Consider the following 25,921-nt stretch of genomic DNA (forward strand, 5'->3'; position numbering starts at 1 on the left):
GAATTGTGCTAAAATTTACTACAAATCTAAAAACTTATCAAGAGCGGCTGAGGGACTGGACCTATGAAGCCCGGCAACCTGCATAGTTTGTAAGGTGCTACTTCCAGCAAAATGAATTCCATTTTGAAAGATAAGGGCTACATGCTGTTCCTGTCTTTCTTTCCGCCGGATTGAAAGTTTTTTATTTTAAGAGGAAAAAAGGCTGTCTGTGATAACAGCAGCCGCGCATCACATTACAATTGGGAAAAGACAACCGGCAGAAAGCTACTGTTTGTTTGTCTCCGAAAGGAGGAAAGAAGAAATGTTAACGTACGATAATTGGGAAGAGCCAACGATTACATTTCCGGAAGACGATCCTTATAAAGGAGCGTTGTCAGTTTTAAAGTGGGCATACGGTCATTACGGCGACCAGCTTGTTTATGCCTGCAGTTTCGGAATTGAGGGAATCGTTCTGATTGACTTAATTTATAAAGTGAAAAAAGACGCAGAGATTGTGTTTCTTGATACAGGACTTCATTTTAAAGAAACCTATGAAACGATTGAACGAGTGAAGGAACGTTATCCGGGTCTAAATATCATCCTGAAAAAACCAGACCTTACCCTTGAGGAGCAAGCCGCAGAACATGGTGACAAACTGTGGGAAAGAGAGCCGAATCAGTGCTGCTATCTTAGAAAGATCGTTCCTTTAAGAGAGGCGCTTTCAGGACATCCAGCCTGGCTTTCTGGTCTGCGCCGCGATCAAGGGCCAAGCCGTGCCAATACGAATTTCTTAAACAAAGATGAAAAATTCAAATCAGTAAAAGTATGCCCGCTTATCCATTGGACTTGGAAAGACATTTGGAGATACACATCCCGGAATGAGCTTGACTACAATCCGCTTCATGACCAAGGATATCCTAGTATTGGCTGCGCGCCTTGTACGGCTCCTGCTTTTACTGCAGAGGATTTACGTTCAGGCAGATGGAATGGTATGGCGAAAACAGAATGCGGACTGCATGAATAAGGAGCTGCAAAATGGAACTAGCCGCTATTTTATTTAGCTTGTTTTTCGCGATGAATATTGGTGCTAGCGGCGCTGCAGCTTCGATGGGAGTTGCTTACGGCTCTGGAGCCATCAAAAAGAAAACCTACGCTTTGATCCTATGCGCAGTCGGTGTGCTGGCCGGGGCGGTCATTGGCGGGGGCGAGGTTGTAAAAACCATCAGCTCCGGGATTATCCCCGAGCAGACGATTACACTGACGATTGTTTGCATTATTATTGGAGCAGCGGCGCTTTCGCTTTTTACGGCTAATCTCCTCGGCATTCCTTTGTCGACAAGTGAAGTAACAGTCGGCGCAGTTGTCGGCGTGGGAGTGGCTTACAAAGTATTGTTTGTGAACAACCTTCTGGTCATTGTGTCGTTTTGGGTTTTTGTACCGCTGTTCGCTTTCGGTTTCACATATTTCGTATCTAAGCTGTTTCGTTATTTTAAGATTGAAATTAAATCTTCTAAAAAGCAAAAAATTCTTGGCATTGTTTTGTTAGGTGCCGGATTTTTTGAAGCATTCTCTGCCGGCATGAACAACGTGGCGAATGCCGTTGGCCCGTTAGTAGCGGCCGGTGTGCTGGATGTAGCGAAAGGAACCTTGTATGGGGGAGCTTTTGTGGCTCTAGGCGCGCTGTTATTAGGCCGGCGGGTGTTAGAAACAAACGGGAAGAAAATTACGAGATTCTCAAAAGGAGAAGGCATTCTCTTATCCGGTACAGGAGCCGGACTGGTGATCATCAGTTCTGTATTTGGGATGCCGGTGCCCTTGGCGCAAGTCACGTCATCGTCTATTATCGGAATAGGCATGGCGAAAAACGGTCCGAACGTGTTTCATAAACAAGTTGTGCAAACGATGCTGAAGGTATGGATCGTATCGCCGTTTTTATCTCTATCAATTTCTTATCTGCTTGTATCCTTGTTTTTAAAAGCGGATTATTATTCAATCTTTATCATGGTAAGTGTGCTTTTAGCGACGGGCGGTGCCGTCAGCCTGACGAAGGCCATTCGTAAAGAGAGACGCTCTGTCCACGAACAAGGCGGGGGAATCTGATTATTAATCTGAGTTATTTTATATGTTAACTAGGAGGAAATCGATATTATGAGCTTAGCACCACACGGAGGAACATTAGTAAACAGAGTAAATGAATCATATGATGTGAGCAGCATTCAAAAAGAAATTGAACTTGATTTAATTTCTTTTGCAGATTTGGAATTAATCGGAATCGGCGCATACAGCCCGATCGAAGGCTTCTTCAATGAAAAAGATTACGTATCTGTTGTCGAAAACCTGCGTCTATCTTCTGGTATTGTCTGGTCTCTTCCGATCACGCTTCCGGTTGATGCGCAAAAAGCAGAGGAACTGTCAATCGGTGAAACGGTTAAATTAACGTATGAAGGAGAAACATACGGCGTTATCCAAATTGAAGACCTGTATGTTCCTGACAAACAAAAAGAAGCTGTCAATGTGTACAAAACGGATGAGCAGGAGCACCCGGGTGTTAAAAAGCTGTTCAGCCGCGGCGATACATACGTCGGCGGGCCAATCACATTGATTAAAAAAGCTTCAAAACAGTTCCCAGAGTTTACGTTTGAACCAGCGGAAACAAGACGCCAGTTTGGGGAAAAAGGCTGGGAAACCATTGTCGGTTTCCAAACAAGAAATCCTGTTCACAGAGCGCATGAATACATTCAAAAAACGGCTCTTGAAACAGTAGACGGCTTGTTCTTGAACCCTCTGGTAGGCGAAACAAAATCTGATGACATCCCAGCTGATGTGCGGATGGAAAGCTACCAAGTGCTTCTAGACAATTACTATCCGAAAGACCGCGTGTTCCTCGGCGTTTTCTTAGCGGCGATGCGTTACGCAGGACCGAGAGAAGCGATTTTCCACGCGCTTGTCAGAAAGAACTATGGCTGCACGCATTTCATTGTCGGCCGCGATCACGCAGGTGTAGGTGACTATTACGGAACATATGAGGCACAAGAGCTGTTTGACACATTTAAACCTGAAGAGCTCGGGATTACACCGCTAAAATTCGAGCACAGCTTCTTCTGTGAAAAATGCGGAAATATGGGAACAGCGAAAACGTGCCCTCACGGCAGAGAGCATCACGTTATTTTATCAGGCACTAAGGTAAGAGGCATGCTGAGAGACGGTGTACTGCCACCTGCAGAATTCAGCCGCGCAGAAGTCGTAGAAGTGTTAATCAGAGGGATGAAGAAAAAAGAAGAAGCAGGCGTATCTTAAGGAGGACTGGCAGTGACAAATCGCGATATCGTATGGCATGAAGCCTCTATTACAAAAGAAGAGTACCAGCAAAAAAACAAGCACAAAAGCTCCATTCTCTGGCTGACAGGGTTGAGCGGTTCAGGCAAATCAACGATTGCCAATGCCGCTGCGAGAGAATTGTTTGAGCTGGGCTACCAAGTCATTGTGCTGGATGGAGATAATATTCGTCACGGCTTAAATAAGGATCTTGGCTTTTCTGATGAAGACCGAAAAGAAAACATCCGCCGAATTGGAGAGGTGGCAAAGCTTTTTGTTCAGCAGGGCACCATTGTGATTACTGCTTTTATCTCTCCTTTCCGCGAGGACAGAGAGCAAGTTCGCCAGCTTGTGGAAGCAGGCGAATTCAATGAAGTATACATTAAATGCGACCTCGATATTTGTGAACAAAGAGATCCGAAAGGGCTCTATAAAAAAGCAAGAAACGGGGAAATTCCGTTCTTTACAGGAATTGATTCTCCTTATGAAGAGCCTGAAGCACCAGAGCTCGTTCTTGATTCAGGACAGCATGACCGTGAAGCGTGCAAGAGCCAGCTGATCGAGTTTGTCAAACAAAAATTGAGCTGAATATGATCTGCTGTGTTCTTCTCAGAAGGCGGAATGCAAGCGAGAACAACACCACAGCGAATGTTCTGGAAGAACTCGAATAGATCGGGGGAAATACGATGGGGAAAGTATATATTGTAGGAGCGGGTCCCGGTGACCCTGATCTGCTGACAATTAAAGCGCTGAAAGCCATTGAAAAAGCTGATGTCATCCTATATGACAGATTAGTAAATAAAGAGATTTTAGAATATGCCAAAGAGCAAGCAGACCTGATCTACTGCGGGAAGCTTCCAGATTTTCATACGATGAAGCAGGAAACCATCAATCGCTTTCTTGTGAAGTATGCGCAAAAAGGGAAAAACGTTGTCAGACTGAAAGGCGGAGACCCTTTTGTGTTCGGCAGAGGAGGGGAAGAAGCGGAATGCCTCTCTGAAAACGGAATACCGTTTGAAATCATCCCTGGCATTACGTCAGGAATTGCGGCAGCTGCTTATGCCGGAATTCCTGTTACTCACCGGGATGCGGGCTCTAACGTCGCTTTTGTAACGGGTCATTACAAAAAAGACGAAGATTTTGATGAAAAGTGGAAAGCGCTGGCTACAGGAATTGATACACTTGTCATCTATATGGGTATCAAAAACGTGCAGCAGATTGAAAGAAAACTCCTTGAAAACGGCCGGGACGGTTCTACGCCGGCAGCCTTTATTCACTGGGGAACAACGGACAAGCAAAAATCTGTTTTTTGTACAGTTGACACCCTTTCAGAAACGGTGATAAAAGAAGACATTAAAAATCCGAGTTTAATTGTCATTGGAAATGTTGTAAATTATCACTATAAGCTGGAATGGTTTGAATCTGAGCTGAAAAAACAAGATTTAAGCGAGGCGTTGTAAAAATGAAGCAAGCAATTTTATATGTCGGTCACGGCAGCCGGGTAAAAAAGGCGCAGCAAGAAGCCGCAGCCTTTTTGGAAGGATGCAAGGCGCACGTCTCTGCGCCTATACAGGAAATCAGCTTTTTAGAGCTTCAGGAGCCGACAATTGAGACAGGGTTTGAAGCATGTGTGAAGCAAGGCGCTACTCATATCGCAGTGGTGCCTCTGCTTCTTTTAACAGCTGCGCATGCAAAACATGATATTCCCGAAGAAATTGCATGTGCTGCATCCCTATATCCTTCGGTCCGCGTTTCATATGGAAAGCCGATCGGGATTGACGAAGAAGTTGTCAAGGCTGTATATCACCGAATGAAGGACATCGGTGTTCCGTATGAAAATGCCAGAGTCGTGCTCATCGGAAGGGGAAGTTCAGATCCTGATGTAAAAAGAGACGTAACCGGTATTGCCAATCTTCTTCAAAATATGATTCCGGTCAAGGAAGTCATCCCGTGCTTTTTGACAGCATGCGGCCCGAATTACAAAGAGGTTTTTTCAGAACTTAAAAAAGATGACGGCGTGACAACCTTTATCGTTCCATATCTGCTCTTTACCGGCATGCTGATGAATGAAATCGAACGAGAAGTTCAGACATTAAAGGCTGATAATCCGAATGTCTACCTCTCTTCCTATATCGGTTTCCACCCTCATGTGAAAAACGCATTTTTGAACCGTGTGAGAGAAACTGCCGAAAATCCTGAGGGACAATTTGATTTTGACGGAGGTTCATATGCTCCCGCTGCACATTAGCCTGGAAAAGAAAAAGGTTGTCATTGCGGGCGGCGGCAGCATCGCTCTCAGAAGGCTGAAAACGGTGCTTTCTGAGGGAGCTGATATTACACTTGTCAGTCCGGATGTTGAACCGGAAATCAAGCAGTTGGCAGACAATCGCCGCATCAAATGGGTCAGCCGCACAATTGAAAAAGAAGATTATCTCGATGCTTTTTTGATTATTGCCGCGACGGATCATGCTGCAGTGAACAAAGAAATTGCTCAAACAGCTTCACCTTTTCAGCTTGTCAATTGTGTCAGTGAAGCTGAGCTTGGCAACGTGTACATACCGAAAATCGTAAAAAAAGGGCATGTCACGGTGTCTGTTTCTACAAACGGCGCCAGTCCAAAGCACACAAAGGAGCTGGCTGAAAAAGTGGATGAGCAGATTGACAGTGATTTTGTCGCTGAAGTTGACAGGCTTTATCAGGTTAGAAGAAAGAAATAAGCCAGAGCATACAATGCTCTGGCTTATTTCTTTATGCGACTCAGCTTTTTTTCAGTTTGATGACAGTATCTGCATCAGGTGTGACAAAGACGGTATGCTGGCTGTCATAAGTGACGAAGCCGGGCTTCGCGCCGTTCGGTTTTTTGACATGCCTGATTTTTGTATAATCTACAGGCACTGAACTTGAATCTTTAGCTTTTGAAAAATAAGCTGCAATTGTTGCGGCTTCAATAATTGTTTGCTCATCCGGTTCGCTGCTTCTGATTACAACGTGGGAGCCTGGAATATCCTTCGTGTGAAGCCAAATATCGTCTCTGGCTGCCGCTCTTGTCGTTAAATATTCATTTTGGCGGTTGTTTTTACCTACTAAAATCGTTAAGCCTGAAGAGGATTCATAAGTTTGTAATACTGGGTTGTGCGGTTTTTGCTTTTTCTGTCCTTTTTGCTGCTTAGGCCGTAAATATTTGCCCTCCACAAGCTCCTCCCTGATTTCGCTGATATCTCGAGGAGAAGCGGACGAGAGTTGCTGAATCAACTGATCAAAGTATTCGATCTCTTCCTGTGCCAGCCTGATTTGCTCTTCGACAACCGCGACCGAATTTTTCGCTTTCTGATACTTCGTGAAGTAGGCCTGCGCGTTTTCAGAAGGCGTTTTGTTCGGGTTTAAAGGAATCGTGATTGTCGGACTTTCTTCATCGTAATAGTTGATGACCTCAGCCTGTTTATCGCCTTTTTTCAGCATATATAAGTTAGCAGTTAAAAGCTCCCCGTATAGCTGAAATTCCTTCGCGTTTTCCGAATACTCCAGTGTTTTTTCTAATTTTTTGATTTTGTTTGCATTCTTCTTCCGTTCATTGACAACAAACCGTTCAAGATCCTGGGCCTGCTGTTTGACCCGGTCTCGTTCAGCTTTTCCGAAATAAAAACGGTCGAGCAGCTCGCTTAATGAATCAAAACGGCGCGATTCTCCTTTTAGATGAGTCAGCTCCAGCAGGTAAAAATATTCTTTTCCGTTTACGGTCGTAATGTTGGGAATGAAACGGTGCTCTTTCACTTCGGCAAAAAGCTCCAGCAATGCTTTTGGCAGTGTGACTTGGTTGGCAAGACCGGCTCTATGAACCGCTTCTTTGGCAAAGAGCGGAGACACACCTGAAAAGTGCTCGACAATTTGTTTATCCAGCCGTCCTTCTTGAAAACTGAGATGACGTAAAATATCGTCTTCTGTCGCCTCAAGCGGCGAGATTTTGTTCTGCGCCGGCGGAAGTTTATAATCTTGGCCGGGCAGTACTGTACGGTAGCTGTTCATTGACGGCGATAAATGCTTAAGCCCGTCGATGATCACATTTTCTGCTCCATCGGTCAGAATGATATTGCTGTGGCGTCCCATAATTTCTACATAAAGCTTTCGGACGGTTTCATCACCAATTTCGTTCCGGCTTTTGATATGAAAAATCATAATGCGGTCTAAGCCCGCTTGTTCAATTTTCTCAATAAATCCGCCTTCAATATGCTTTCTCAGCAGCATGCAAAACATTGGCGGTTCGCTTGGGTTTTCATAAGCTTGTGTCGTGATGTGCACCCGTGAATAGCTCGGGTGTGCCGATAATAGTAGTTTTTGGTTTTTTCCATTGGCGCGGATGTGAAAAATCACATCGTACTTATATGGCTGATGGACTTTCGTAATTCGTCCGCCCGTCATTTTCTCGTTAAGTTCGTGTGTCATTCCGTATGTAAACATGCCATCAAACGACATATGCAATACACCCTCTCATTCTTCCTGCATTCGATAATTATAGCATGAAATGGGACGAGTCAGAATAAGCATGCTTATAGAGTGATATCTCTATAAGAGAGCAGGGGAGTGGACGAGCGGAATGAAGTTTCATGAAATGGGACAAACAGATTTACTAGAGGCAACCAATACGTCCATGAAACAAGGATTAACAGAAAAAGAGGTGAAAAAACGCCTCGATAAGCATGGGCCAAACGAGCTGCAAGAAGGGAAAAAAACATCAGCGCTTCTCTTGTTTTTCGCGCAGTTCAAAGATTTTATGGTGCTTGTGCTTCTGGCAGCAACGTTAATCTCAGGATTTCTTGGTGAATACGTAGACGCGGTTGCGATTATTGCGATTGTGTTTGTGAATGGCATACTCGGTTTCTTTCAAGAAAGGCGTGCTGAGCAATCTCTACAGGCTTTAAAAGAGCTTTCAACACCGCATGTCATGGCGCTCAGGGAAGGTAGTTGGATAAAGATTCCTTCTAAAGAACTTGTGCCGGGTGATATTGTAAAATTTACGAGCGGAGACAGGATTGGCGCGGACGTTCGAATTGTCGAAGCGAGAAGCCTTGAAATAGAAGAATCAGCGCTGACCGGGGAATCAATCCCGGTTGTGAAGCATGCCGATAAATTGAAAAAACCGGATGTTTCGCTCGGCGATATTACGAATATGGCATTTATGGGAACGATTGTGACCCGCGGCAGCGGTGTCGGGGTCGTGGTTGGCACAGGAATGAATACGGCAATGGGGAAAATTGCTGATATGCTTGAATCGGCAGGGACACTGTCAACCCCGCTGCAAAGAAGACTGGAGCAGCTCGGGAAGATTTTAATTGTTGTTGCACTGCTTCTGACCGTACTTGTCGTTGCTGTCGGTGTCATCCAGGGTCACGATCTGTACAGCATGTTTTTAGCGGGTGTGTCGTTAGCGGTAGCCGCGATTCCGGAGGGGCTCCCGGCGATTGTCACAGTGGCGCTGTCGCTTGGTGTACAGCGGATGATTAAGCAAAAATCAATCGTAAGAAAGCTCCCTGCGGTTGAAACGCTTGGGTGTGCGTCTATCATTTGTTCTGATAAAACAGGGACAATGACGCAAAACAAAATGACGGTGACACATGTCTGGTCCGGAGGGAAAACATGGAGAGTGACAGGGGCAGGCTATGAACCGAAAGGAAGCTTCACACTGAACGAAAAAGAGATCAGCGTGAATGAGCATATGCCGCTTCAGCAAATGCTCCTGTTTGGAGCGCTTTGTAACAACTCTAATATTGAAAAAAGAGACGGAGAATATGTGCTTGACGGAGATCCAACTGAGGGAGCGCTGCTCACCGCAGCAAGAAAAGGCGGTTTTTCGAAGGAGTTTGTTGAATCTCATTACCGGGTAATTGAAGAATTTCCCTTTGATTCTGCACGGAAAATGATGACTGTCATTGTTGAGGATCAGGACAGAAAGCGGTATATCATTACAAAAGGCGCACCAGATGTGCTGATGCAGCGCTCTTCCCGTATTTTTTATGACGGCTCAGCAGCTCTTTTCTCAAATGAGAGAAAAGCAGAAACAGAGGCGGTATTAAGACATTTGGCATCACAGGCGTTCAGAACGATAGCGGTCGCCTACAGGCAGATAAAAGCAGGTGAAACACCGTCTATGGAGCAGGCGGAAAAAGATCTGACGATGCTCGGTCTTTCGGGCATCATTGATCCGCCGCGGCCCGAAGTCAGACAGGCGATTAAAGAATGCCGTGAAGCGGGAATTAAGACCGTCATGATTACCGGCGATCATGTGGAGACCGCAAAAGCGATAGCGAAAGACTTGCGTCTCCTTCCGAAAAACGGCAAAATCATGGACGGCAAGATGCTGAATGAACTTTCCCAAGAAGAGCTTTCTGATGTGGTGGAGAACGTGTATGTATTTGCCCGCGTTTCTCCTGAGCATAAACTGAAGATCGTGAAAGCCTATCAGGAAAACGGGCATATTGTGGCGATGACGGGAGACGGCGTCAATGACGCCCCAGCTATTAAACAAGCTGACATCGGAGTCGCTATGGGCGTTACCGGGACAGATGTGGCAAAAGAAGCGTCATCCCTTGTTCTCGTGGATGATAATTTTGCGACGATCAAATCTGCGATAAAAGAGGGCAGAAACATCTATGAAAATATCAGAAAGTTTATCAGATATCTGTTGGCTTCTAACGTCGGAGAAATTCTTGTCATGCTGTTTGCGATGCTCCTTGCCCTTCCTTTGCCGCTCGTGCCGATTCAGATTTTGTGGGTCAACTTGGTGACGGACGGATTGCCGGCAATGGCGCTCGGCATGGATCAGCCGGAAGGTGATGTGATGAAGCGGAAGCCTCGTCACCCGAAAGAAGGGGTGTTTGCCCGCAAGCTTGGATGGAAGGTCGTCTCCAGAGGGTTTTTAATCGGAGCTGCCACTATTTTAGCGTTTATCATTGTGTATCACCGTAATCCGGAGAATTTGGCTTATGCCCAGACAATCGCATTTGCCACATTGGTGCTGGCTCAGCTTATTCACGTTTTTGACTGCCGCAGCGAGACCTCTGTTTTTTCCAGAAATCCGTTTCAAAATCTGTACTTAATCGGTGCAGTATTGTCATCAATTTTACTGATGCTTGTTGTGATCTACTATCCGCCGCTTCAGCCGATTTTCCATACCGTTGCCATCACGCCAGGAGACTGGATGCTCGTCATCGGCATGTCCGCCATTCCTACTTTTTTGCTGGCTGGGTCACTTTTGACAAGAAAAAAATAAATTCATATGATATAATCTTAGGGGTAATAGCATGTCTATTGCCCTTTTAATATGAGAACAGGGAAGAATTGGGTGTTTTAAAATGATACGAAGTATGACAGGCTTCGGCAGTGCAAGCAAAACACAAGATGATCTCTCTGTAAGCGTTGAACTTAAATCTGTGAACTACAGGTTTAAAGAAGTGAACGCTCGTTTGCCAAGGCCTTTGCTATATTTTGAAGATAAGCTGAAACAGACCATTCTGCAGCATATCCAGCGCGGACGAATTGAGCTTTTCGTATCCGTTGACAGCGATATGCTTGTAGAGAAAAGGCTTGAAATTGATTGGCCGCTGCTCGATGAATTTGTCGCAGCTGCGGGAGATATGAAGAAGCGGTATCAATTGTCTGCAGAGCCTGATGTAATGGATTTCTTCAAGCTTGACCATGTCGTCCAGATTCATGAAGAACAGACGCAAAATGACAAGCTGGAGGCGTTAATCACCGCTGCTGCAGAGGAAGCGGTAAAAGGTCTCTGTGAAATGCGTGAAAAAGAGGGGCTGCTTTTAGCGAAAGACTGCCTGACGCATATTGATCAGCTTGAAGAGCTGGTGAAAGAAACTGAATTGCTGGCAGCAGACGTCGTATCTCGTTACCGGGAACGGCTTTACGCCAGAATAAAAGAATGGACTGAAGATGTATTAGACGAGAGCCGGCTTGTAACAGAATGCGCCATTTTTGCAGACCGCTCCGATATTACTGAAGAGATTACCAGGCTGAGGAGCCACTTCGCCCAGTTTCGTGATATATTAGCTGATGGTGGAGCTGTCGGGCGCAAACTCGACTTTCTCGTTCAGGAGCTGAACCGGGAAGCAAATACAATTGGCTCAAAAGCAAATGATCATCAGATCACAAAGCTTGTCGTCGAAATGAAAAGTTCTATTGAAAAAATAAAAGAACAAGTGCAAAATATAGAATAGTGACTGTGCGTATTGTTTACAGACGGTCTCACTAGGCTAAACTAGAGACGTCTATTTTACAGGGGGAACGTAGAAGATGACGATAAAACTGATTAATATCGGATTTGGCAATATTATCTCCGCTAATCGGATGATTTCGATTGTCAGCCCGGAGTCTGCGCCAATCAAACGGATGATTCAGGATGCAAGAGACCGCGGAATGCTAATTGACGCTACATACGGACGAAGAACCCGTGCAGTTGTCGTCATGGATAGTGATCACATTATCTTATCTGCCGTCCAGCCTGAGACAGTTGCACACAGACTTTCTGTTAAAGAAGAAATTATGGATGAAGGGCAGGGATAATTGCCGCATGAAAGAAAGAGGGTTATTAATCGTTCTCTCAGGTCCCTCAGGAGTTGGTAAAGGAACGGTTCGGCAAGCGATCTTTTCGCAGGAAGACACAAAATTTGAATATTCGATTTCAGTAACCACAAGAAGTCCGCGAGAGGGCGAAGTGAACGGAGTCGATTATTTTTTCAAAACGAGAGAAGAATTCGAGCAAATGATTGCAGACAATAAGCTGCTTGAGTGGGCAGAGTATGTCGGCAATTATTACGGCACGCCTGTCGATTATGTTGAACAGACGCTTCAAGATGGAAAAGACGTTTTTTTAGAAATTGAAGTTCAAGGCGCTCTTCAAGTCAGAAATGCTTTCCCGGAAGGCCTGTTTATTTTCCTTGCGCCTCCAAGCCTTTCTGAACTGAAGAACAGAATCGTGACACGAGGAACAGAAACAGACGCTCTGATTGAAAATCGAATGAAAGCCGCAAAAGCTGAGATCGAAATGATGGATGCTTATGATTATGTCGTTGAAAACGATAATGTTGAAAAGGCTTGCGATAAAATCAAAGCAATCGTTCTCGCTGAACACTTAAAGCGCGAGCGCGTTGCACCGAGATATAAGAAAATGCTGGAGGTTGAATAACAAATGTTAGATCCGTCAATTGACTCTTTAATGAATAAATTAGATTCTAAATACACGCTCGTGACTGTTTCTGCGAGACGTGCCCGTGAAATGCAAATCAAAAAAGACCAAATGATTGAACATACGATTTCACACAAATATGTAGGCAAAGCTTTAGAAGAAATTGATGCAGGCCTGCTTTCGTTTGAAAAGGAAGACCGCGAATAGTAGCACAAGTAGCAACCTATATCATGTAGGTTGTTATTTTTTTCCGTGCGGTTTTTGTAAAGTGCAGAGGGGGAGAAGTCATTGCTTAACAATCGAAATGTGTTACTTTGCGTGAGCGGAGGCATCGCTGTTTATAAAGCCTGTGCGTTAACGAGCAAGCTGGTTCAGGCAGGAGCAAATGTCAAAGTGATTATGACTGAATCAGCATGCCGTTTCGTCTCACCGCTGACATTTCAGGCATTGAGCCGCCACGAAGTATATACAGATACATTTAAAGAACAAAATCCAAGCGTCATTTCTCATATTGATGCCGCAGACTGGGCTGACTTGATTATCGTTGCGCCTGCTACGGCTAATGTGATTGGAAAACTGGCAAACGGTATCGCTGATGATATGCTGACAACAACATTGTTAGCAGCAACGGCTCCCGTATGGATCGCGCCGGCGATGAACGTTCACATGTATGACCACCCGGCAGTCAAACGAAATATTTCTGTTCTTTATCAGGATGGCTATCGTTTTATTGAGCCGAGCGAGGGTTATTTAGCGTGCGGTTATGTAGGAAAAGGCAGATTGGAAGAGCCTGAAAATATTGTGAAGCTAGCCGAAAAGCATTTTGCTGAGGAAAAAATCGCTCCTTTAGAAGGCAAACATGTGGTCATTACAGCTGGCCCGACACGGGAAGCCATTGATCCTGTCCGATTTTTCACCAATAAATCAACGGGCAAGATGGGATACGCATTAGCGGAGGCGGCTGTCCAGCTCGGCGCACAGGTAACTTTAATCTCTGGCCCTGTTTCGTTGGAACAGCCGAAAGGCCTTGCTCAGTTTATCCCTGTTCAATCTGCCGCGGATATGCGCGATGCAGTCCTCTCTGTGTATGGCTCGAGTGATATTGTCATCAAAACAGCTGCGGTAGCCGATTTTACGCCGAAAACAGTATTTGACCATAAAATGAAAAAACAAGACGGCGGTATGACCCTTGAACTGAAAAGAACGGCCGATATTTTAAAAGAATTAGGCGAGAGAAAGCAGGAGCAGCTGTTGGTCGGATTTGCAGCTGAAACACAAGACATTGAACACTATGCGCGTAAAAAGCTCGCTGCCAAAAATCTTGATATGATTGTGGCAAATGATGTAAAAGCAAATGGGGCCGGTTTTGGTGCTGATACGAATATCGTAACAATCTTCTTCAAAGACGGGCGCAAACGCGAGCTTCCGATCATGTCTAAGCTTGATGTTTCTTTTGAAATTCTTCAGGAAATCGCAGCGCTCTCAAAACAAACCGGAGAGCGCTCATGAATTTTGCCGAAGTCATCGTTGATGTCAGCACCAAAAATATAGACAGGCCTTTTGATTACAAAATCCCAGACCATCTCAAAGGCATGATCAAAACGGGCATGCGAGTCATTGTACCGTTTGGCCCCCGTAAAATTCAAGGGTTTGTGACAGCTGTGAAAGAAGCATCCGATCTCTCGGGGAAATCTGTCAAGGAAGTAGAGGATTTATTAGACCTTACACCTGTTTTGACAGAGGAGCTTATGAATCTGTCATCATGGCTGTCCGACAAAACACTGTCTTTTAAAATAACGGCGCTACAAGCGATGCTGCCTGCCGCATTAAAGGCGAAATATGAAAAAGAGTTAAAAATCGTACACGGCGCTGATCTTCCGCCTCAAGTTGAACGGCTGTTTTCTGAAACAAAGACTCTTCTGTATTCGGATATACCCGATCACGATACGCTGAAACTGATTCAAAAGCATGTTCAAAAAGGCAGCATTGATGTGACGTATAAAGTTGCGCAAAAAACCAATAAAAAAATGGTCAGGCATATTCAGGCAAATGCCAGTAAAGAAGAGCTTAGCAAGCAAGCTGAGGGATTATCCCGCCAAGCGGCCAAGCAGCAGGCGCTTCTTCACTTTTTCATCACTGAGCCGGAAGGGGTGAAAATCCCTGCGGCGGATTTGTGCAAAAAAACGGACGCGAGCTCTGCGACCATCAAAACCCTTATCCAAAAAGGGCTATTGCAGGAAAGCTATGAAGAGGTTTACAGAGATCCCTATCAGGACAAAATGTTCAAAAAAACAGAGCCGCTCCCGCTGACAGACGAACAGAGCGCTGCCTTTCAGCCAATACGCCAGACGTTGGACAACGATGAGCATAAAGTGTTCCTTCTTCACGGCGTAACAGGAAGCGGAAAAACAGAAATTTATCTGCAATCGATTGAGAAAGTACTAGCGAAAGGAAAAGAAGCCATCGTCCTCGTACCGGAAATATCGCTGACACCGCAGATGGTCAATCGCTTCAAGGGGCGTTTTGGCTCTCAGGTAGCAGTCATGCACAGCGGATTATCCACAGGGGAAAAATATGATGAGTGGCGTAAAATCCACCGGAAGGAAGTGCGGCTTGTCGTCGGCGCCAGATCGGCTATTTTTGCACCGTTTGAAAATCTCGGAATGATTATCATCGATGAAGAGCATGAATCCTCTTATAAACAAGAAGAAATGCCGCGCTATCATGCAAAAGAGGTGGCGATCAAACGGGCTGAGCATCATAGCTGTCCGGTTGTGCTGGGAAGTGCTACGCCGACATTAGAGTCATATGCACGGGCTCAAAAGGGTGTGTACGAGCTTCTTTCCTTGAAGCACCGCGTTAACCATCAGGTAATGCCTGAGGTTTCGCTTGTCGATATGAGAGAGGAGCTCAGAAACGGCAATCGCTCGATGTTTTCAGTTGAATTGAAGGAGAAGCTTGAAGAAACGATTGCCAAGGGCGAGCAGGCAGTGCTGTTTTTAAATAAAAGAGGCTATTCTTCGTTTGTGATGTGCAGGGATTGCGGATATGTCCCACAATGCCCGCATTGTGACATTTCCATGACGTATCATCGTTATGGCCAGAGACTTAAATGCCATTATTGCGGGCATGAAGAGCCTGTCCCGCATAATTGTCCCGAATGCGCAAGTGAGCATATCCGCTTTTTCGGAACGGGTACACAACGAGTGGAGGAAGAGCTGACGAAAGTTCTGCCAAATGCGAGAGTGATTCGGATGGATGTTGACACGACCTCGCGGAAAGGCGCCCATGAAAAATTATTGTCAGCTTTCGGAGAAGGAAAAGCAGATATTCTTCTCGGAACGCAAATGATCGCGAAAGGGCTTGATTTTCCGAATGTCACCCTTGTCGGAGTGTTAAGCGCTGATACAACACTCCATATTCCTGATTTCAGATCGGCCGAAAAAACATTTCAACTGTTAACACAAGTCAGCGGCCGGGCAGGAAGGCATGAAAAACCCGGCCATGTGATCATTCAAACATACACACCGTCCCATTACAGCATCCAGCTGACGAAGACGCACGATTATGAAACGTTCTATCAGCATGAAATGGCGCACAGGAGAGAGCAATCCTATCCGCCTTATTACTATTTGGCTCTTGTGACTGTTTCTCATGAGGAAGTAGCGAAAGCAGCTGTTACGGCTGAAAAAATCGCTCATTTCTTGAAAGCGAACTGCGGAGCTGACACGAAAATTCTTGGGCCGAGCGCGTCGCCGATAGCCAGGATCAAAGATAGATATCGCTATCAATGCGTGATAAAATACAAACAGGAAAACCAGTTATCCGCTTTATTGAAGAAAATACTGGAACATTATAAACGAGAAATTGAACAAAAGCATGTAATGATTTCAATTGATATGAATCCTTATATGATGATGTAAGATCTCACGTCTTGGAGGGTAACAAATTGGCAGTAAAAAAGGTCGTCACACATCCAGCGGAGGTTTTGGAAACACCGACGGAAAGCGTGACTGTTTTTGATAAGAAGCTAAAAAAACTGCTTGATGATATGTACGACACCATGCTTGAAATGGATGGAGTCGGACTGGCAGCGCCGCAGATCGGCATTTTAAAAAGGGTAGCTGTCGTAGATACCGGGGATAACAGCGGCAGAATCGATCTCGTTAATCCCGAGATTGTAGAAAAAAGCGGTGAGCAAACCGGAATTGAAGGATGCCTGAGCTTTCCTGGCATCTATGGTGATGTCACACGTGCCGATTATGTCAAAGTGCGTGCATTTAACCGTCAGGGAAAACCATTCATTCTGGAAGCGCGAGGCTTTTTAGCAAGAGCCGTGCAGCACGAAATGGACCACTTAGACGGTGTGCTGTTTACATCTAAAATTAGTAAATACTATACAGAAGATGAACTAGCGGATATGGAAGGATGATTGGATGACGAGAATCGTATTTATGGGGACGCCGGATTTTTCAGTTCCTGTTTTAAGAACCCTGATCGAGGATGGTTATGAAGTAGTGGGGGTCGTCACACAGCCGGACCGTCCGAAGGGCAGAAAAAAAGTATTGACACCGCCTCCGGTAAAGGAAGAAGCAGTGCGTCACGGCATCCCGGTTCTTCAGCCGGAAAAAGTCAGATTGAAAGAAGAAATTGAGAAAGTGCTGGCATTAAAGCCTGACCTTATTGTAACAGCAGCATTTGGGCAAATTTTGCCTAAGGAGCTTCTCGACAGCCCGAAATACGGCTGCATTAACGTTCACGCGTCTCTTTTGCCGGAATTGCGCGGAGGGGCTCCGATCCATTACTCCATTCTGCAGGGGAAGAAAAAAACCGGTGTTACCATTATGTATATGGTAGAAAAATTGGATGCAGGCGATATGATCTCAAAAGTGGAAGTGGACATTGAAGAAACCGACAATGTCGGAACACTGCACGATAAATTAAGCGTAGCTGGCGCGAAGCTATTATCTGAAACGGTTCCAAACGTCATAGCAGGGAGCATATCACCTGAAAAACAGGATGAAGAGAAAGCGACATATGCGCCTAACATCAAAAGGGAGCAAGAGCTGCTCGACTGGTCAAGAACGGGTGAAGAGCTTTACAACCAGGTCCGCGGCTTAAACCCTTGGCCTGTTGCCTATACGACTCTAAATGGACAAAACTTAAAAGTGTGGGCGTCGAAAAAAACATCCACACCAACAAAAGCAGAGCCCGGCACAGTCGTTGCGGTTGAAAAGGAAGGGATTATTGTTGCCACAGGTAACGATACGGCCCTGTTATTAACCGAACTTCAGCCAGCCGGAAAAAAGCGCATGAAAGGCGAGGATTTTGTGCGCGGCGCTCATGTTGAAGCTGGTGAAAAGTTAGGAGTAAACAATGAAAAAAAATAGTGTTCGTGATATCGCCCTTGAGGCGCTGATCAAACTAGAACAAAACCAGGCATACAGCAACCTGCTCCTGAAATCGGTCATTAAATCAAATGAACTGAGTGATCAGGACAGAGGGCTTTTGACTGAACTTGTCTACGGGACATTGCAAAATAAGATCGCGCTTGATTATATGCTCAAACCGTTTATTAATAAGCCTCAAAAAGTAAAGCCGTGGGTGATTCAGCTTCTTCGCCTCTCTTTATATCAAATGGAGTATCTGGAGAAGATTCCAGACAGGGCCGCCATTCATGAAGCGGTCGAGATTGCTAAAATCCGCGGACACAAGGGCATTGCTTCATTTGTCAACGGTGTGCTGCGTTCCATACAGCGTGAAGGAGTTCCATCCTTTGACGGCATCGAAGATCCTGTCCGCCGGTTGGCGACAGAAACAAGCCATCCGGAATGGCTCGTGAAAGAGTGGGCGGATGCGTATGGATTTGATGCGGCTGAAAAGATTTGCCGCATCCACCTTATTCCGCCGAAGCAGACACTGCGTATCAATCAAATGAAAGCAGATAGAGCGGATTTGCTTGATCAAATGGCTGCTGAGGGAATCGAAGTTGAAAAAGGCGACCTCGCAGAAGACGCGGTGAAGCTTTTAAAGGGATCAATCGCTGGAACTCATTTCTTCCAAAACGGTGAAGTTTCCATTCAGGATGAGAGCTCCATGCTCGTTGCCCGCGCTCTTGATCCTAGGCCCGGTGAAACGGTGCTTGACGCGTGTGCTGCGCCTGGCGGAAAGTCAGCTCATATCGGAGAATTGATGGAGAACAAGGGAAGCATTACGTCGCTTGACCTTCACAAGCATAAAGTGAAGCTGATCAAAGAAGCTGCAGACCGGCTTGGCCTTACAATCATTGACGCGAAATCAATGGATGCGAGAAAAGCAGGAGAAACGTTTGAAAATGGACAGTTTGACCGGATATTGGTCGATGCGCCGTGCTCAGGTTTTGGCGTGATCCGAAGAAAGCCGGACATGAAATACACGAAAAAGCCTGACGACAGCGCACGGCTTGCTGAAATCCAGCTGTCGATCTTGAGGGAAATCGCACCATTAGTAAAAAAAGGTGGCACTCTTGTCTACAGTACGTGTACAATGGACCGGACAGAAAATGAAGAAGTAATACATGCGTTTATACAAGAACATCCTGATTTTGAACCCGATTTGTCTCTTGAAAAGCGGCTGCCCGAAAAGGCGAGACCCTTTGTTCGGGATGGAAGGGTGCAAATCCTTCCTCATTATTTCGGAACAGATGGTTTCTTTATTTGCAGCATGAGAAAGAAGGGATAATAATGGCAGAACTTAAAAAAACAAAAGCTAGAAAAGAATTGCGGACAGAGCGTCCGTCTATTTATTCTTTTGAATTAGATGAAATCAAACAATGGCTGACAGACAACGGAGAGAAGCCGTTCCGAGCGGCACAGATCTTTGAATGGCTATATGAAAAACGCGTATCTTCTTTTGAAGAAATGACAAACCTGTCAAAGGATCTGCGTGAGAAATTAAGCACTCATTTTGTGCTAACAACGCTGAAAACGGCTGTTAAGCAAACCTCTCAAGACGGTACGATGAAATTTTTGTTCGAGCTTCATGACGGTTATACAATCGAAACCGTTTTAATGAGACACGAGTATGGCAATTCTGTATGTGTAACGACTCAAGTAGGCTGCCGTATTGGCTGTACATTCTGCGCGTCAACGCTCGGAGGTTTAAAACGAAACCTTGAAGCGGGTGAAATTGTCGCTCAAGTACTCAAAGTTCAAAAAGCATTAGATGAAACGGATGAACGCGTCAGCTCCGTGGTGATCATGGGAATCGGTGAACCTTTTGATAACTTTAATGAAATGCTCGCCTTCTTGAAAATCATTAACCATGACAAGGGCCTGAATATTGGTGCTCGCCATATTACGGTTTCTACAAGCGGAATCATCCCGAAAATTTACGAATTCGCTGATCAGCAAATGCAGATTAACTTTGCGATTTCTCTGCACGCGCCGAACACAGAAATCAGAAGCCGTTTAATGCCGATTAACAGAGCGTACAAGCTGCCTGACTTAATGGAAGCCGTTAAATATTATATTAATAAAACGGGACGCCGTATCAGCTTTGAATACGGGCTGTTCGGGGGTGTAAACGATCAGGTCGAGCACGCTGAAGAACTTGCCGACTTGCTGGAAGGAGTCAAATGCCACGTGAACTTGATTCCGGTAAACTATGTGCCTGAACGGGATTATGTGCGCACACCGCGTGATCAGATTTTTGCTTTTGAGAAAACGCTGAAATCCCGCGGAGTAAATGTCACAATCCGAAGAGAGCAAGGACATGACATTGACGCAGCCTGCGGTCAGCTTCGCGCGAAGGAGCGTCAAGACGAGACGAGGTGATGAGGGTTGTTAACAGCCTTAAAAACAGATACAGGAAAAATCCGCCAGCATAATGAAGATGATGCGGGGATATTCAAGGGGAAAGATGAATTTGTATTAGCGGTTGTCGCTGATGGCATGGGCGGCCATCTTGCTGGAGATGTTGCAAGCAAGATGGCTGTGAAAGCCATGGGGGAGAAATGGAATGAAGCAGAGGCGATTCCAGTTGCGCCTTCGGAATGTGAAAACTGGCTCATTGAACAGATTCTTGCGGTAAACAGCAAAATATACGATCATGCCCAAGCCCACGAGGAATGCCAAGGCATGGGGACGACGATTGTCTGTGCGCTTTATACGGGGAAAACGGTTTCTGTTGCTCATATAGGTGACAGCAGATGCTATTTGCTTCAGGACGATGATTTTATCCAAGTGACAGAAGATCATTCGCTTGTAAATGAACTGGTTCGCACTGGGGAGATTTCCAGAGAAGACGCTGAACATCATCCGCGTAAAAATGTGTTGACGAAAGCACTTGGAACAGACCAGTCAGTCAGCATTGACACACGTTCCTTTGACATTGAAGCCGGGGACAAACTGCTTCTATGTTCTGACGGACTGACCAATAAAGTGGAAGGCACTGAGTTAAAAGACATCCTGCAAAGCGATTCAGCTCCTCAGGAAAAAGTAAACCTGCTTGTGGACAAAGCCAATCAGAATGGCGGGGAAGACAACATTACAGCAGTTTTGCTTGAGCTTGCTTTACATGTTGAAGAGGGTGAAGATCAGTGCTAATCGGCAAGCGGATCAGCGGACGTTACCAAATTCTCCGCGTTATAGGCGGCGGGGGAATGGCCAACGTTTATTTAGCTGAGGATATCATTCTAGACCGTGAAGTCGCAATCAAAATCCTGCGGTTTGACTATGTGAACGACAATGAGTTTATCAGGCGTTTCCGCAGAGAAGCCCAATCAGCATCAAGCCTCGATCACCCGAATATTGTAAGCATTTACGATTTGGGCGAGGAAGATGATATCTATTATATTGTCATGGAATACGTTGAGGGCATGACGCTTAAAGAATACATAACAGCAAACGGGCCGCTTCACCCTAAAGAAGCGCTGAACATCATGGAGCAAATTGTCTCAGCTATCGCTCATGCCCATCAAAATCAGATTGTTCACAGAGACATTAAGCCGCATAACATTTTGATTGACCACATGGGAAATATCAAAGTGACGGATTTCGGAATTGCGACAGCACTAAGTTCGACCACAATCACCCATACCAATTCTGTGCTGGGCTCAGTCCATTACTTATCACCTGAACAGGCGCGGGGCGGTTTGGCGACAAAAAAATCGGATATTTATGCGCTAGGAATCGTTCTATTTGAGCTATTAACCGGCCGTATCCCGTTTGATGGGGAATCGGCAGTCAGCATCGCCTTAAAGCATCTTCAGGCGGAAACCCCTTCGGCGAGAAGGTGGAATCCGTCAGTACCCCAAAGCGTTGAAAACATCATACTAAAGGCAACTGCCAAAGATCCTTTTCATCGCTACGAAACGGCTGAAGACATGGGAGCGGATATCCAAACAGCTTTTGATGCCGACAGACTCAATGAAAAGAGATTTACGGTTCAAGAAGATGAAGAAATGACAAAAGCGATTCCTATCATTAAAGATGAAGAGCTTGCTAAAGCTGCTGGCGAAAAAGAAGCTGAAGTAACATCCACCCAAGACAATAAAACAAAGAAAAACGGCAAAAGAAAAAAGTGGCCATGGATTTTGCTCACAATATGCATCGTTTTCATTACAGCTGGAATTCTCGCTGTCACCGTTTTTCCGTCGCTTTTTATGCCTGAAGATGTCAAAATACCTGATGTCTCCGGAATGGAATACGAAAAGGCGGCAGGCCTCTTGGAAAAAGAGGGTTTGCAGGTTGATTCCGAGGTTTTGGAAATCTCAGATGAGAAAATTGAAGAAGGCCTGATGGTAAAAACGGATCCTAAAGCGGATTCCACAGTCAAAGAAGGCGCAACGGTCACGCTTTATAAAAGTACCGGAAAAGCTAAAACCGAGATCGGTGATGTTACAGGCCAAACGGTCGATCAGGCAAAAAAAGCGTTAAAGGACCAAGGGTTTAAACATGTAACCGTGAATGAAGTGAATGACGAGAAAAGCGCTGGCACTGTCATTGAACAGAATCCGTCAGCAGGGACTGAGCTTGTGCCGAGTGAAGATCAAGTCAAACTCACAGTCAGTATCGGACCCGAAGACATTACGCTTAGAGACTTGAAAACTTACAGTAAAGAAGCAGCGTCTGGATATCTGGAAGACAACGGACTAAAATTGATAGAAAAAGAAGCATACTCAGATGACGTTCCAGAAGGACAGGTTGTCAAACAAAAACCAGCTGCAGGAGCGGCAGTAAAGCCGGGAAACGAAGTTGAAGTGACATTCTCTCTGGGACCTGAGAAAAAACCTGCGAAAACAGTGAAAGAAAAGGTCGAGATCCCCTACGAGCCAGAAAATGAAGGGGACGAGCTTGAAGTGCAAATCGCAATTGACGATGCGGATCACAGCATCTCTGACACTTACGAAGAATTTAAGATAAAAGAGCCGACTGAACGGACGATTGAACTAAAGATTGAACCCGGCCAAAAAGGGTACTATCAAGTAATGGTAAACAATAAAGTCGTCAGCTACAAAACCATTGAGTATCCGAAAGATGAATAACAAGGAGGGAAAATATGCCTGAGGGCAAAATTATTAAGGCGCTAAGCGGCTTTTACTATGTACTGGATGAATCAGAGGATTCGGATAAAGTAATACAATGCAGAGGAAGAGGCATTTTCAGAAAAAACAAAATCACCCCTCTCGTCGGTGATTACGTTGTATATCAGGCTGAAAATGACAAAGAAGGCTATCTTTTAGAAATTAAAGAAAGAACCAATGAGCTTATCAGGCCGCCAATTTGCAATGTCGATCAAGCGGTCCTTGTTTTCTCAGCGGTTCAGCCTTCTTTCAGCACGGCATTGCTCGACCGCTTCCTGGTTCTCGTTGAGGCCAATGATATTCAGCCGATTATATGCATTACAAAAATGGATCTGCTTGAAGATCAAGATACACAAGATGCGATTCAAGCCTATGCAGAAGACTACCGAAATATTGGTTATGACGTGTATCTCACCTCCTCTAAGAACCAAGACAGTTTAGCGGACATCATCCCGCATTTTCAAGACAAAACAACGGTATTTGCCGGTCAGTCCGGTGTTGGAAAATCCTCGCTTCTCAACGCGATCAGTCCGGAGCTTGGTTTAAGAACAAACGAGATTTCCGAACATTTGGGCCGCGGGAAACACACTACCCGCCACGTGGAGCTGATTCACACGTCCGGAGGTTTGGTTGCGGATACTCCGGGATTCAGCTCACTTGAATTTACAGACATTGAGGAAGAAGAGCTTGGCTATACCTTCCCTGATATCAGAGAAAAAAGCTCTTCATGCAAATTTAGAGGCTGTTTACATCTAAAAGAGCCAAAATGTGCGGTGAAACAAGCCGTTGAAGACGGGGAATTAAAGCAGTACCGCTATGACCATTATGTTGAATTTATGACGGAGATAAAAGACAGAAAGCCGAGGTATTAGCATAATGATAAAGGTTGCACCATCTATTCTTTCCGCTGATTTTGCCGCTTTAGGCAATGAGATTAAAGATGTAGAAAAGGGCGGAGCCGATTGTATTCATATTGATGTCATGGACGGCCATTTTGTCCCGAATATCACGATCGGTCCGCTGATTGTAGAAGCTGTCCGGCCAGTAACAGATCTGCCGCTTGATGTTCATTTAATGATAGAAGAGCCGGATCGTTACATCCCGGCTTTCGCGAAAGCCGGAGCAGATATCCTGTCCGTGCATGCTGAGGCATGTCCGCACCTGCACCGTACTATCCAGCTCATTAAGGAACAAGGTGTAAAGGCCGGTGTTGTTCTAAACCCGCACACGCCTGTACAAGTCATCGAACATGTTTTCGACGACCTTGATCTTGTTCTGTTAATGACGGTGAACCCGGGATTTGGCGGGCAGAAATTTATTCATTCCGTCCTTCCTAAAATCAAAGAGGTTAAGCGAATGGCGGATGAAAGAGGAAAAAAAGAGCTGTTAATTGAAGTAGACGGCGGCGTCAACAAGGAAACCGCTCCGTTAGTTATTGAAGCGGGTGCAAATTTACTCGTTGCCGGTTCAGCTGTTTATGGCCAGTCCGACCGCAAAAAAGCAATTTCTGAAATCAGAGGAAGTAAATAAGCAGCAAAAAAAGAGCTGGGCATACAGAGCCTAAGCTCTTTTTCCTGTATGCAGAGAAAGGAATCAGAGATGAAAACAATCAATATTGTTGCGGGAGGCCCTAAAGATCTCATTCCTGATCTAACGAGCTATACGGCTGAGCACATCCTTTGGGTCGGTGTTGACAAAGGCACCGTCACTCTCTTAGATGCCGGGATCATTCCTGATGAAGCCTTTGGAGATTTTGACAGCATAACAGAGCAAGAACGCCGCCGGATTGAAAAAGCCGCTCCCGCTCTCCATGTGTATCAAGCAGAAAAAGATCAAACAGATTTAGACCTCGCCCTTGATTGGGCGCTGGAAAAACAGCCGGATATCATTCAGATTTTCGGCATTACAGGCGGCAGAGCTGATCATTTTTTAGGAAACATTCAGCTTCTGTATAGAGGTGTAAAAACGAATATAAAAATTAGGCTGATAGACAAACAAAATCATATTCAAATGTTCCCTCCCGGTGAATATGATATTGAGAAGGATGAAAACAAGCGATATATCTCCTTTATACCGTTTTCCGAAGAAATACATGAACTGACCCTGACCGATTTTAAATATCCGCTAAATAAGTGTCATATTCCGCTTGGTTCAACACTATGTATTAGTAACGAACTCATTCATTCACGAGGTACTTTTTCGTTTGCAAAAGGCATATTAATAATGATAAGAAGCACGGATTAGCATGTGCTTTCATTCATTTGCTGAAATCAATGAACAGGCGGTTACGGGACGTTATAGGAGGGGACAAAAAATGAAATTTTACACCATTAAATTGCCGAAGTTTTTAGGAGGAATTGTCCGGGCGATGCTGGGCTCATTTAGAAAAGATTAATGCCCAGGGGTTCAAAGCCCTCTTTCACCACATAAAAACGCCTGCCACTTATCGAGGCAGGCGTTCATTTTGTTATACACGCTCAACTTTACCGGATTTCAAAGCTCGAGCAGATACATATACTTTTTTAGGTTTTCCGTTCACAAGGATACGAACCTTTTGAAGATTCGCGCCCCAAGTGCGCTTAGAAGCGTTCATTGCGTGAGAACGGTTATTCCCAGCTGTTGTTTTTTTACCTGTGATAACGCATTTACGTGCCATTTGTTTCCCTCCTCACTTGCACAAAACATCTACTTTTTAACATTCATATAATCTTAGATGCTTTCGATATGGATACTTTAAATAATTTACCACAGCTAAAAAACGTTTGCAACTATTGTTTCATCATCTTTCAAGAAAATTCACTTGACATCTTGCGGAAACAGCGGTGCTATAGTATATGTAGAGGGACGGGCAGCAATAGCCGGGTCTTTTCTTT

26 protein-coding genes and 1 riboswitch are annotated in these 25,921 nt (G+C 45.1%); of the genes, 24 read left to right on the forward strand and 2 right to left on the reverse strand.

Going from position 1 to position 25,921, the window contains the following annotated elements; genetic code table 11:
- Positions 1-31: 31 nt before the first annotated feature.
- Positions 32-137, forward strand: a riboswitch (SAM riboswitch).
- 164 nt (positions 138-301) lie between these two features.
- The 7 genes from AC4CV5_RS08945 to sirC all read left to right on the forward strand — a co-directional run bounded on the left by AC4CV5_RS08945 (position 302) and on the right by sirC (position 6,011).
- Entirely contained in the window at positions 302-1,003 is a 702-nt protein-coding gene (locus AC4CV5_RS08945) for a phosphoadenylyl-sulfate reductase (protein WP_166853103.1), read from the forward strand.
- An 11-nt stretch (positions 1,004-1,014) separates the two neighbouring features.
- Positions 1,015-2,079, forward strand: a complete 1,065-nt coding sequence (cysP, locus tag AC4CV5_RS08950; protein ID WP_222142801.1) for a sulfate permease — start codon at positions 1,015-1,017, stop codon at positions 2,077-2,079.
- Between the two features lie 48 nt (positions 2,080-2,127).
- Positions 2,128-3,276, forward strand: coding sequence for a sulfate adenylyltransferase (gene sat, locus AC4CV5_RS08955; RefSeq protein WP_490922526.1), 1,149 nt, complete (start codon positions 2,128-2,130; stop codon positions 3,274-3,276).
- Positions 3,277-3,288: 12 nt separating this feature from the next.
- The gene (gene cysC, locus AC4CV5_RS08960; protein ID WP_166853094.1) at positions 3,289-3,882 is read left to right on the forward strand and encodes an adenylyl-sulfate kinase; all 594 of its coding nucleotides are present in this window, start codon (positions 3,289-3,291) and stop codon (positions 3,880-3,882) included.
- 98 nt (positions 3,883-3,980) lie between these two features.
- Complete coding sequence (gene cobA, locus AC4CV5_RS08965; protein WP_490922528.1) at positions 3,981-4,754, forward strand: uroporphyrinogen-III C-methyltransferase; 774 nt, start codon at positions 3,981-3,983, stop codon at positions 4,752-4,754.
- Between the two features lie 2 nt (positions 4,755-4,756).
- Positions 4,757-5,542 carry a sirohydrochlorin chelatase gene (gene sirB / locus AC4CV5_RS08970; protein WP_166853088.1) on the forward strand — a complete coding sequence of 262 codons (786 nt, stop codon included), beginning with the start codon at positions 4,757-4,759 and terminating at the stop codon, positions 5,540-5,542.
- Positions 5,523-6,011: a precorrin-2 dehydrogenase gene (sirC, locus tag AC4CV5_RS08975; protein WP_490922531.1), complete on the forward strand. Its 489-nt coding sequence runs from the start codon at positions 5,523-5,525 to the stop codon at positions 6,009-6,011. The genes sirB and sirC overlap by 20 nt, the downstream gene beginning before the upstream one ends.
- A 40-nt stretch (positions 6,012-6,051) precedes the next feature.
- Here sirC and rqcH read toward each other — a convergent pair whose 3' ends face one another.
- A complete protein-coding gene (gene rqcH, locus AC4CV5_RS08980) occupies positions 6,052-7,764 on the reverse strand; it encodes a tRNA modification protein RqcH (protein ID WP_490922533.1) in 1,713 nt (570 codons plus the stop codon).
- 121 nt (positions 7,765-7,885) lie between these two features.
- Between rqcH and AC4CV5_RS08985 the strand changes: the two genes are divergently transcribed.
- The 17 genes from AC4CV5_RS08985 (at position 7,886) to spoVM (ending at position 25,443) form a co-directional block, all read left to right on the forward strand.
- Positions 7,886-10,558, forward strand: coding sequence for a calcium-translocating P-type ATPase, SERCA-type (locus AC4CV5_RS08985; RefSeq protein ID WP_490922535.1), 2,673 nt, complete (start codon positions 7,886-7,888; stop codon positions 10,556-10,558).
- 82 nt (positions 10,559-10,640) lie between these two features.
- Positions 10,641-11,516 carry a YicC/YloC family endoribonuclease gene (locus AC4CV5_RS08990; protein ID WP_166853076.1) on the forward strand — a complete coding sequence of 292 codons (876 nt, stop codon included), beginning with the start codon at positions 10,641-10,643 and terminating at the stop codon, positions 11,514-11,516.
- Between the two features lie 76 nt (positions 11,517-11,592).
- Positions 11,593-11,862 (forward strand): extracellular matrix/biofilm regulator RemA, encoded by a 270-nt coding sequence (remA, locus tag AC4CV5_RS08995; protein ID WP_003154355.1) that lies wholly within the window; start codon positions 11,593-11,595, stop codon positions 11,860-11,862.
- Positions 11,863-11,869: 7 nt separating this feature from the next.
- Positions 11,870-12,484 carry a guanylate kinase gene (gene gmk / locus AC4CV5_RS09000; protein ID WP_010327898.1) on the forward strand — a complete coding sequence of 205 codons (615 nt, stop codon included), beginning with the start codon at positions 11,870-11,872 and terminating at the stop codon, positions 12,482-12,484.
- A gap of 3 nt (positions 12,485-12,487) precedes the next feature.
- Positions 12,488-12,691 (forward strand): DNA-directed RNA polymerase subunit omega, encoded by a 204-nt coding sequence (gene rpoZ, locus AC4CV5_RS09005; protein WP_003221520.1) that lies wholly within the window; start codon positions 12,488-12,490, stop codon positions 12,689-12,691.
- An 81-nt stretch (positions 12,692-12,772) separates the two neighbouring features.
- Positions 12,773-13,993 carry a bifunctional phosphopantothenoylcysteine decarboxylase/phosphopantothenate--cysteine ligase CoaBC gene (coaBC, locus tag AC4CV5_RS09010; protein ID WP_222142806.1) on the forward strand — a complete coding sequence of 407 codons (1,221 nt, stop codon included), beginning with the start codon at positions 12,773-12,775 and terminating at the stop codon, positions 13,991-13,993.
- Positions 13,990-16,407, forward strand: a complete 2,418-nt coding sequence (gene priA / locus AC4CV5_RS09015; protein ID WP_490922540.1) for a primosomal protein N' — start codon at positions 13,990-13,992, stop codon at positions 16,405-16,407. Before coaBC ends, priA begins: the two co-directional genes overlap by 4 nt.
- 26 nt (positions 16,408-16,433) lie before the next feature.
- Positions 16,434-16,916 (forward strand): peptide deformylase, encoded by a 483-nt coding sequence (gene def, locus AC4CV5_RS09020; RefSeq protein WP_217501529.1) that lies wholly within the window; start codon positions 16,434-16,436, stop codon positions 16,914-16,916.
- A 4-nt stretch (positions 16,917-16,920) separates the two neighbouring features.
- The gene (gene fmt / locus AC4CV5_RS09025) at positions 16,921-17,874 is read left to right on the forward strand and encodes a methionyl-tRNA formyltransferase (RefSeq protein WP_490922543.1); all 954 of its coding nucleotides are present in this window, start codon (positions 16,921-16,923) and stop codon (positions 17,872-17,874) included.
- On the forward strand, positions 17,861-19,204 hold the full coding sequence (gene rsmB, locus AC4CV5_RS09030) for a 16S rRNA (cytosine(967)-C(5))-methyltransferase RsmB (protein WP_373923566.1): 1,344 nt from the start codon (positions 17,861-17,863) through the stop codon (positions 19,202-19,204). The genes fmt and rsmB overlap by 14 nt, the downstream gene beginning before the upstream one ends.
- A gap of 2 nt (positions 19,205-19,206) precedes the next feature.
- The gene (rlmN, locus tag AC4CV5_RS09035) at positions 19,207-20,298 is read left to right on the forward strand and encodes a dual-specificity RNA methyltransferase RlmN (RefSeq protein ID WP_166853064.1); all 1,092 of its coding nucleotides are present in this window, start codon (positions 19,207-19,209) and stop codon (positions 20,296-20,298) included.
- A 6-nt stretch (positions 20,299-20,304) separates the two neighbouring features.
- Positions 20,305-21,069 (forward strand): protein-serine/threonine phosphatase PrpC, encoded by a 765-nt coding sequence (gene prpC / locus AC4CV5_RS09040; protein ID WP_222142811.1) that lies wholly within the window; start codon positions 20,305-20,307, stop codon positions 21,067-21,069.
- Positions 21,063-23,009: a serine/threonine protein kinase PrkC gene (gene prkC, locus AC4CV5_RS09045; protein WP_373923568.1), complete on the forward strand. Its 1,947-nt coding sequence runs from the start codon at positions 21,063-21,065 to the stop codon at positions 23,007-23,009. The genes prpC and prkC overlap by 7 nt, the downstream gene beginning before the upstream one ends.
- A 14-nt stretch (positions 23,010-23,023) precedes the next feature.
- Positions 23,024-23,920, forward strand: a complete 897-nt coding sequence (gene rsgA, locus AC4CV5_RS09050) for a ribosome small subunit-dependent GTPase A (RefSeq protein ID WP_166853058.1) — start codon at positions 23,024-23,026, stop codon at positions 23,918-23,920.
- 4 nt (positions 23,921-23,924) lie between these two features.
- Positions 23,925-24,578, forward strand: a complete 654-nt coding sequence (gene rpe, locus AC4CV5_RS09055; RefSeq protein ID WP_166853056.1) for a ribulose-phosphate 3-epimerase — start codon at positions 23,925-23,927, stop codon at positions 24,576-24,578.
- Positions 24,579-24,647: 69 nt separating this feature from the next.
- The gene (locus AC4CV5_RS09060; protein WP_166853054.1) at positions 24,648-25,292 is read left to right on the forward strand and encodes a thiamine diphosphokinase; all 645 of its coding nucleotides are present in this window, start codon (positions 24,648-24,650) and stop codon (positions 25,290-25,292) included.
- A 70-nt stretch (positions 25,293-25,362) separates the two neighbouring features.
- The gene (gene spoVM, locus AC4CV5_RS09065; protein ID WP_003221545.1) at positions 25,363-25,443 is read left to right on the forward strand and encodes a stage V sporulation protein SpoVM; all 81 of its coding nucleotides are present in this window, start codon (positions 25,363-25,365) and stop codon (positions 25,441-25,443) included.
- Between the two features lie 72 nt (positions 25,444-25,515).
- On the opposite strand, the gene rpmB is transcribed toward spoVM, so the two are convergent.
- A complete protein-coding gene (gene rpmB / locus AC4CV5_RS09070; protein ID WP_003221548.1) occupies positions 25,516-25,704 on the reverse strand; it encodes a 50S ribosomal protein L28 in 189 nt (62 codons plus the stop codon).
- Positions 25,705-25,921: the final 217 nt, after the last annotated feature.

This window comes from Bacillus sp. NS1 (genome assembly GCF_058248265.1).

Bases quoted from the DNA above. Each gene is read 5' to 3' on its own strand.
- sirC (WP_490922531.1), top strand. From the start codon at position 5,523: ATGCTCCCGCTGCACATTAGCCTGGAAAAGAAAAAGGTTGTCATTGCG.
- rpoZ (WP_003221520.1), top strand. From the start codon at position 12,488: ATGTTAGATCCGTCAATTGACTCTTTAATGAATAAATTAGATTCTAAA.
- rsmB (WP_373923566.1), top strand. From the start codon at position 17,861: ATGAAAAAAAATAGTGTTCGTGATATCGCCCTTGAGGCGCTGATCAAA.
- fmt (WP_490922543.1), top strand. From the start codon at position 16,921: ATGACGAGAATCGTATTTATGGGGACGCCGGATTTTTCAGTTCCTGTT.
- AC4CV5_RS08990 (WP_166853076.1), top strand. From the start codon at position 10,641: ATGATACGAAGTATGACAGGCTTCGGCAGTGCAAGCAAAACACAAGAT.
- rlmN (WP_166853064.1), top strand. From the start codon at position 19,207: ATGGCAGAACTTAAAAAAACAAAAGCTAGAAAAGAATTGCGGACAGAG.
- sirB (WP_166853088.1), top strand. From the start codon at position 4,757: ATGAAGCAAGCAATTTTATATGTCGGTCACGGCAGCCGGGTAAAAAAG.
- rsgA (WP_166853058.1), top strand. From the start codon at position 23,024: ATGCCTGAGGGCAAAATTATTAAGGCGCTAAGCGGCTTTTACTATGTA.
- cysP (WP_222142801.1), top strand. From the start codon at position 1,015: ATGGAACTAGCCGCTATTTTATTTAGCTTGTTTTTCGCGATGAATATT.
- sat (WP_490922526.1), top strand. From the start codon at position 2,128: ATGAGCTTAGCACCACACGGAGGAACATTAGTAAACAGAGTAAATGAA.
- rqcH (WP_490922533.1), bottom strand. From the start codon at position 7,764: ATGTCGTTTGATGGCATGTTTACATACGGAATGACACACGAACTTAAC.
- rpmB (WP_003221548.1), bottom strand. From the start codon at position 25,704: ATGGCACGTAAATGCGTTATCACAGGTAAAAAAACAACAGCTGGGAAT.
- cobA (WP_490922528.1), top strand. From the start codon at position 3,981: ATGGGGAAAGTATATATTGTAGGAGCGGGTCCCGGTGACCCTGATCTG.
- rpe (WP_166853056.1), top strand. From the start codon at position 23,925: ATGATAAAGGTTGCACCATCTATTCTTTCCGCTGATTTTGCCGCTTTA.
- gmk (WP_010327898.1), top strand. From the start codon at position 11,870: ATGAAAGAAAGAGGGTTATTAATCGTTCTCTCAGGTCCCTCAGGAGTT.
- spoVM (WP_003221545.1), top strand. From the start codon at position 25,363: ATGAAATTTTACACCATTAAATTGCCGAAGTTTTTAGGAGGAATTGTC.
- priA (WP_490922540.1), top strand. From the start codon at position 13,990: ATGAATTTTGCCGAAGTCATCGTTGATGTCAGCACCAAAAATATAGAC.
- AC4CV5_RS09060 (WP_166853054.1), top strand. From the start codon at position 24,648: ATGAAAACAATCAATATTGTTGCGGGAGGCCCTAAAGATCTCATTCCT.
- AC4CV5_RS08985 (WP_490922535.1), top strand. From the start codon at position 7,886: ATGAAGTTTCATGAAATGGGACAAACAGATTTACTAGAGGCAACCAAT.
- remA (WP_003154355.1), top strand. From the start codon at position 11,593: ATGACGATAAAACTGATTAATATCGGATTTGGCAATATTATCTCCGCT.
- AC4CV5_RS08945 (WP_166853103.1), top strand. From the start codon at position 302: ATGTTAACGTACGATAATTGGGAAGAGCCAACGATTACATTTCCGGAA.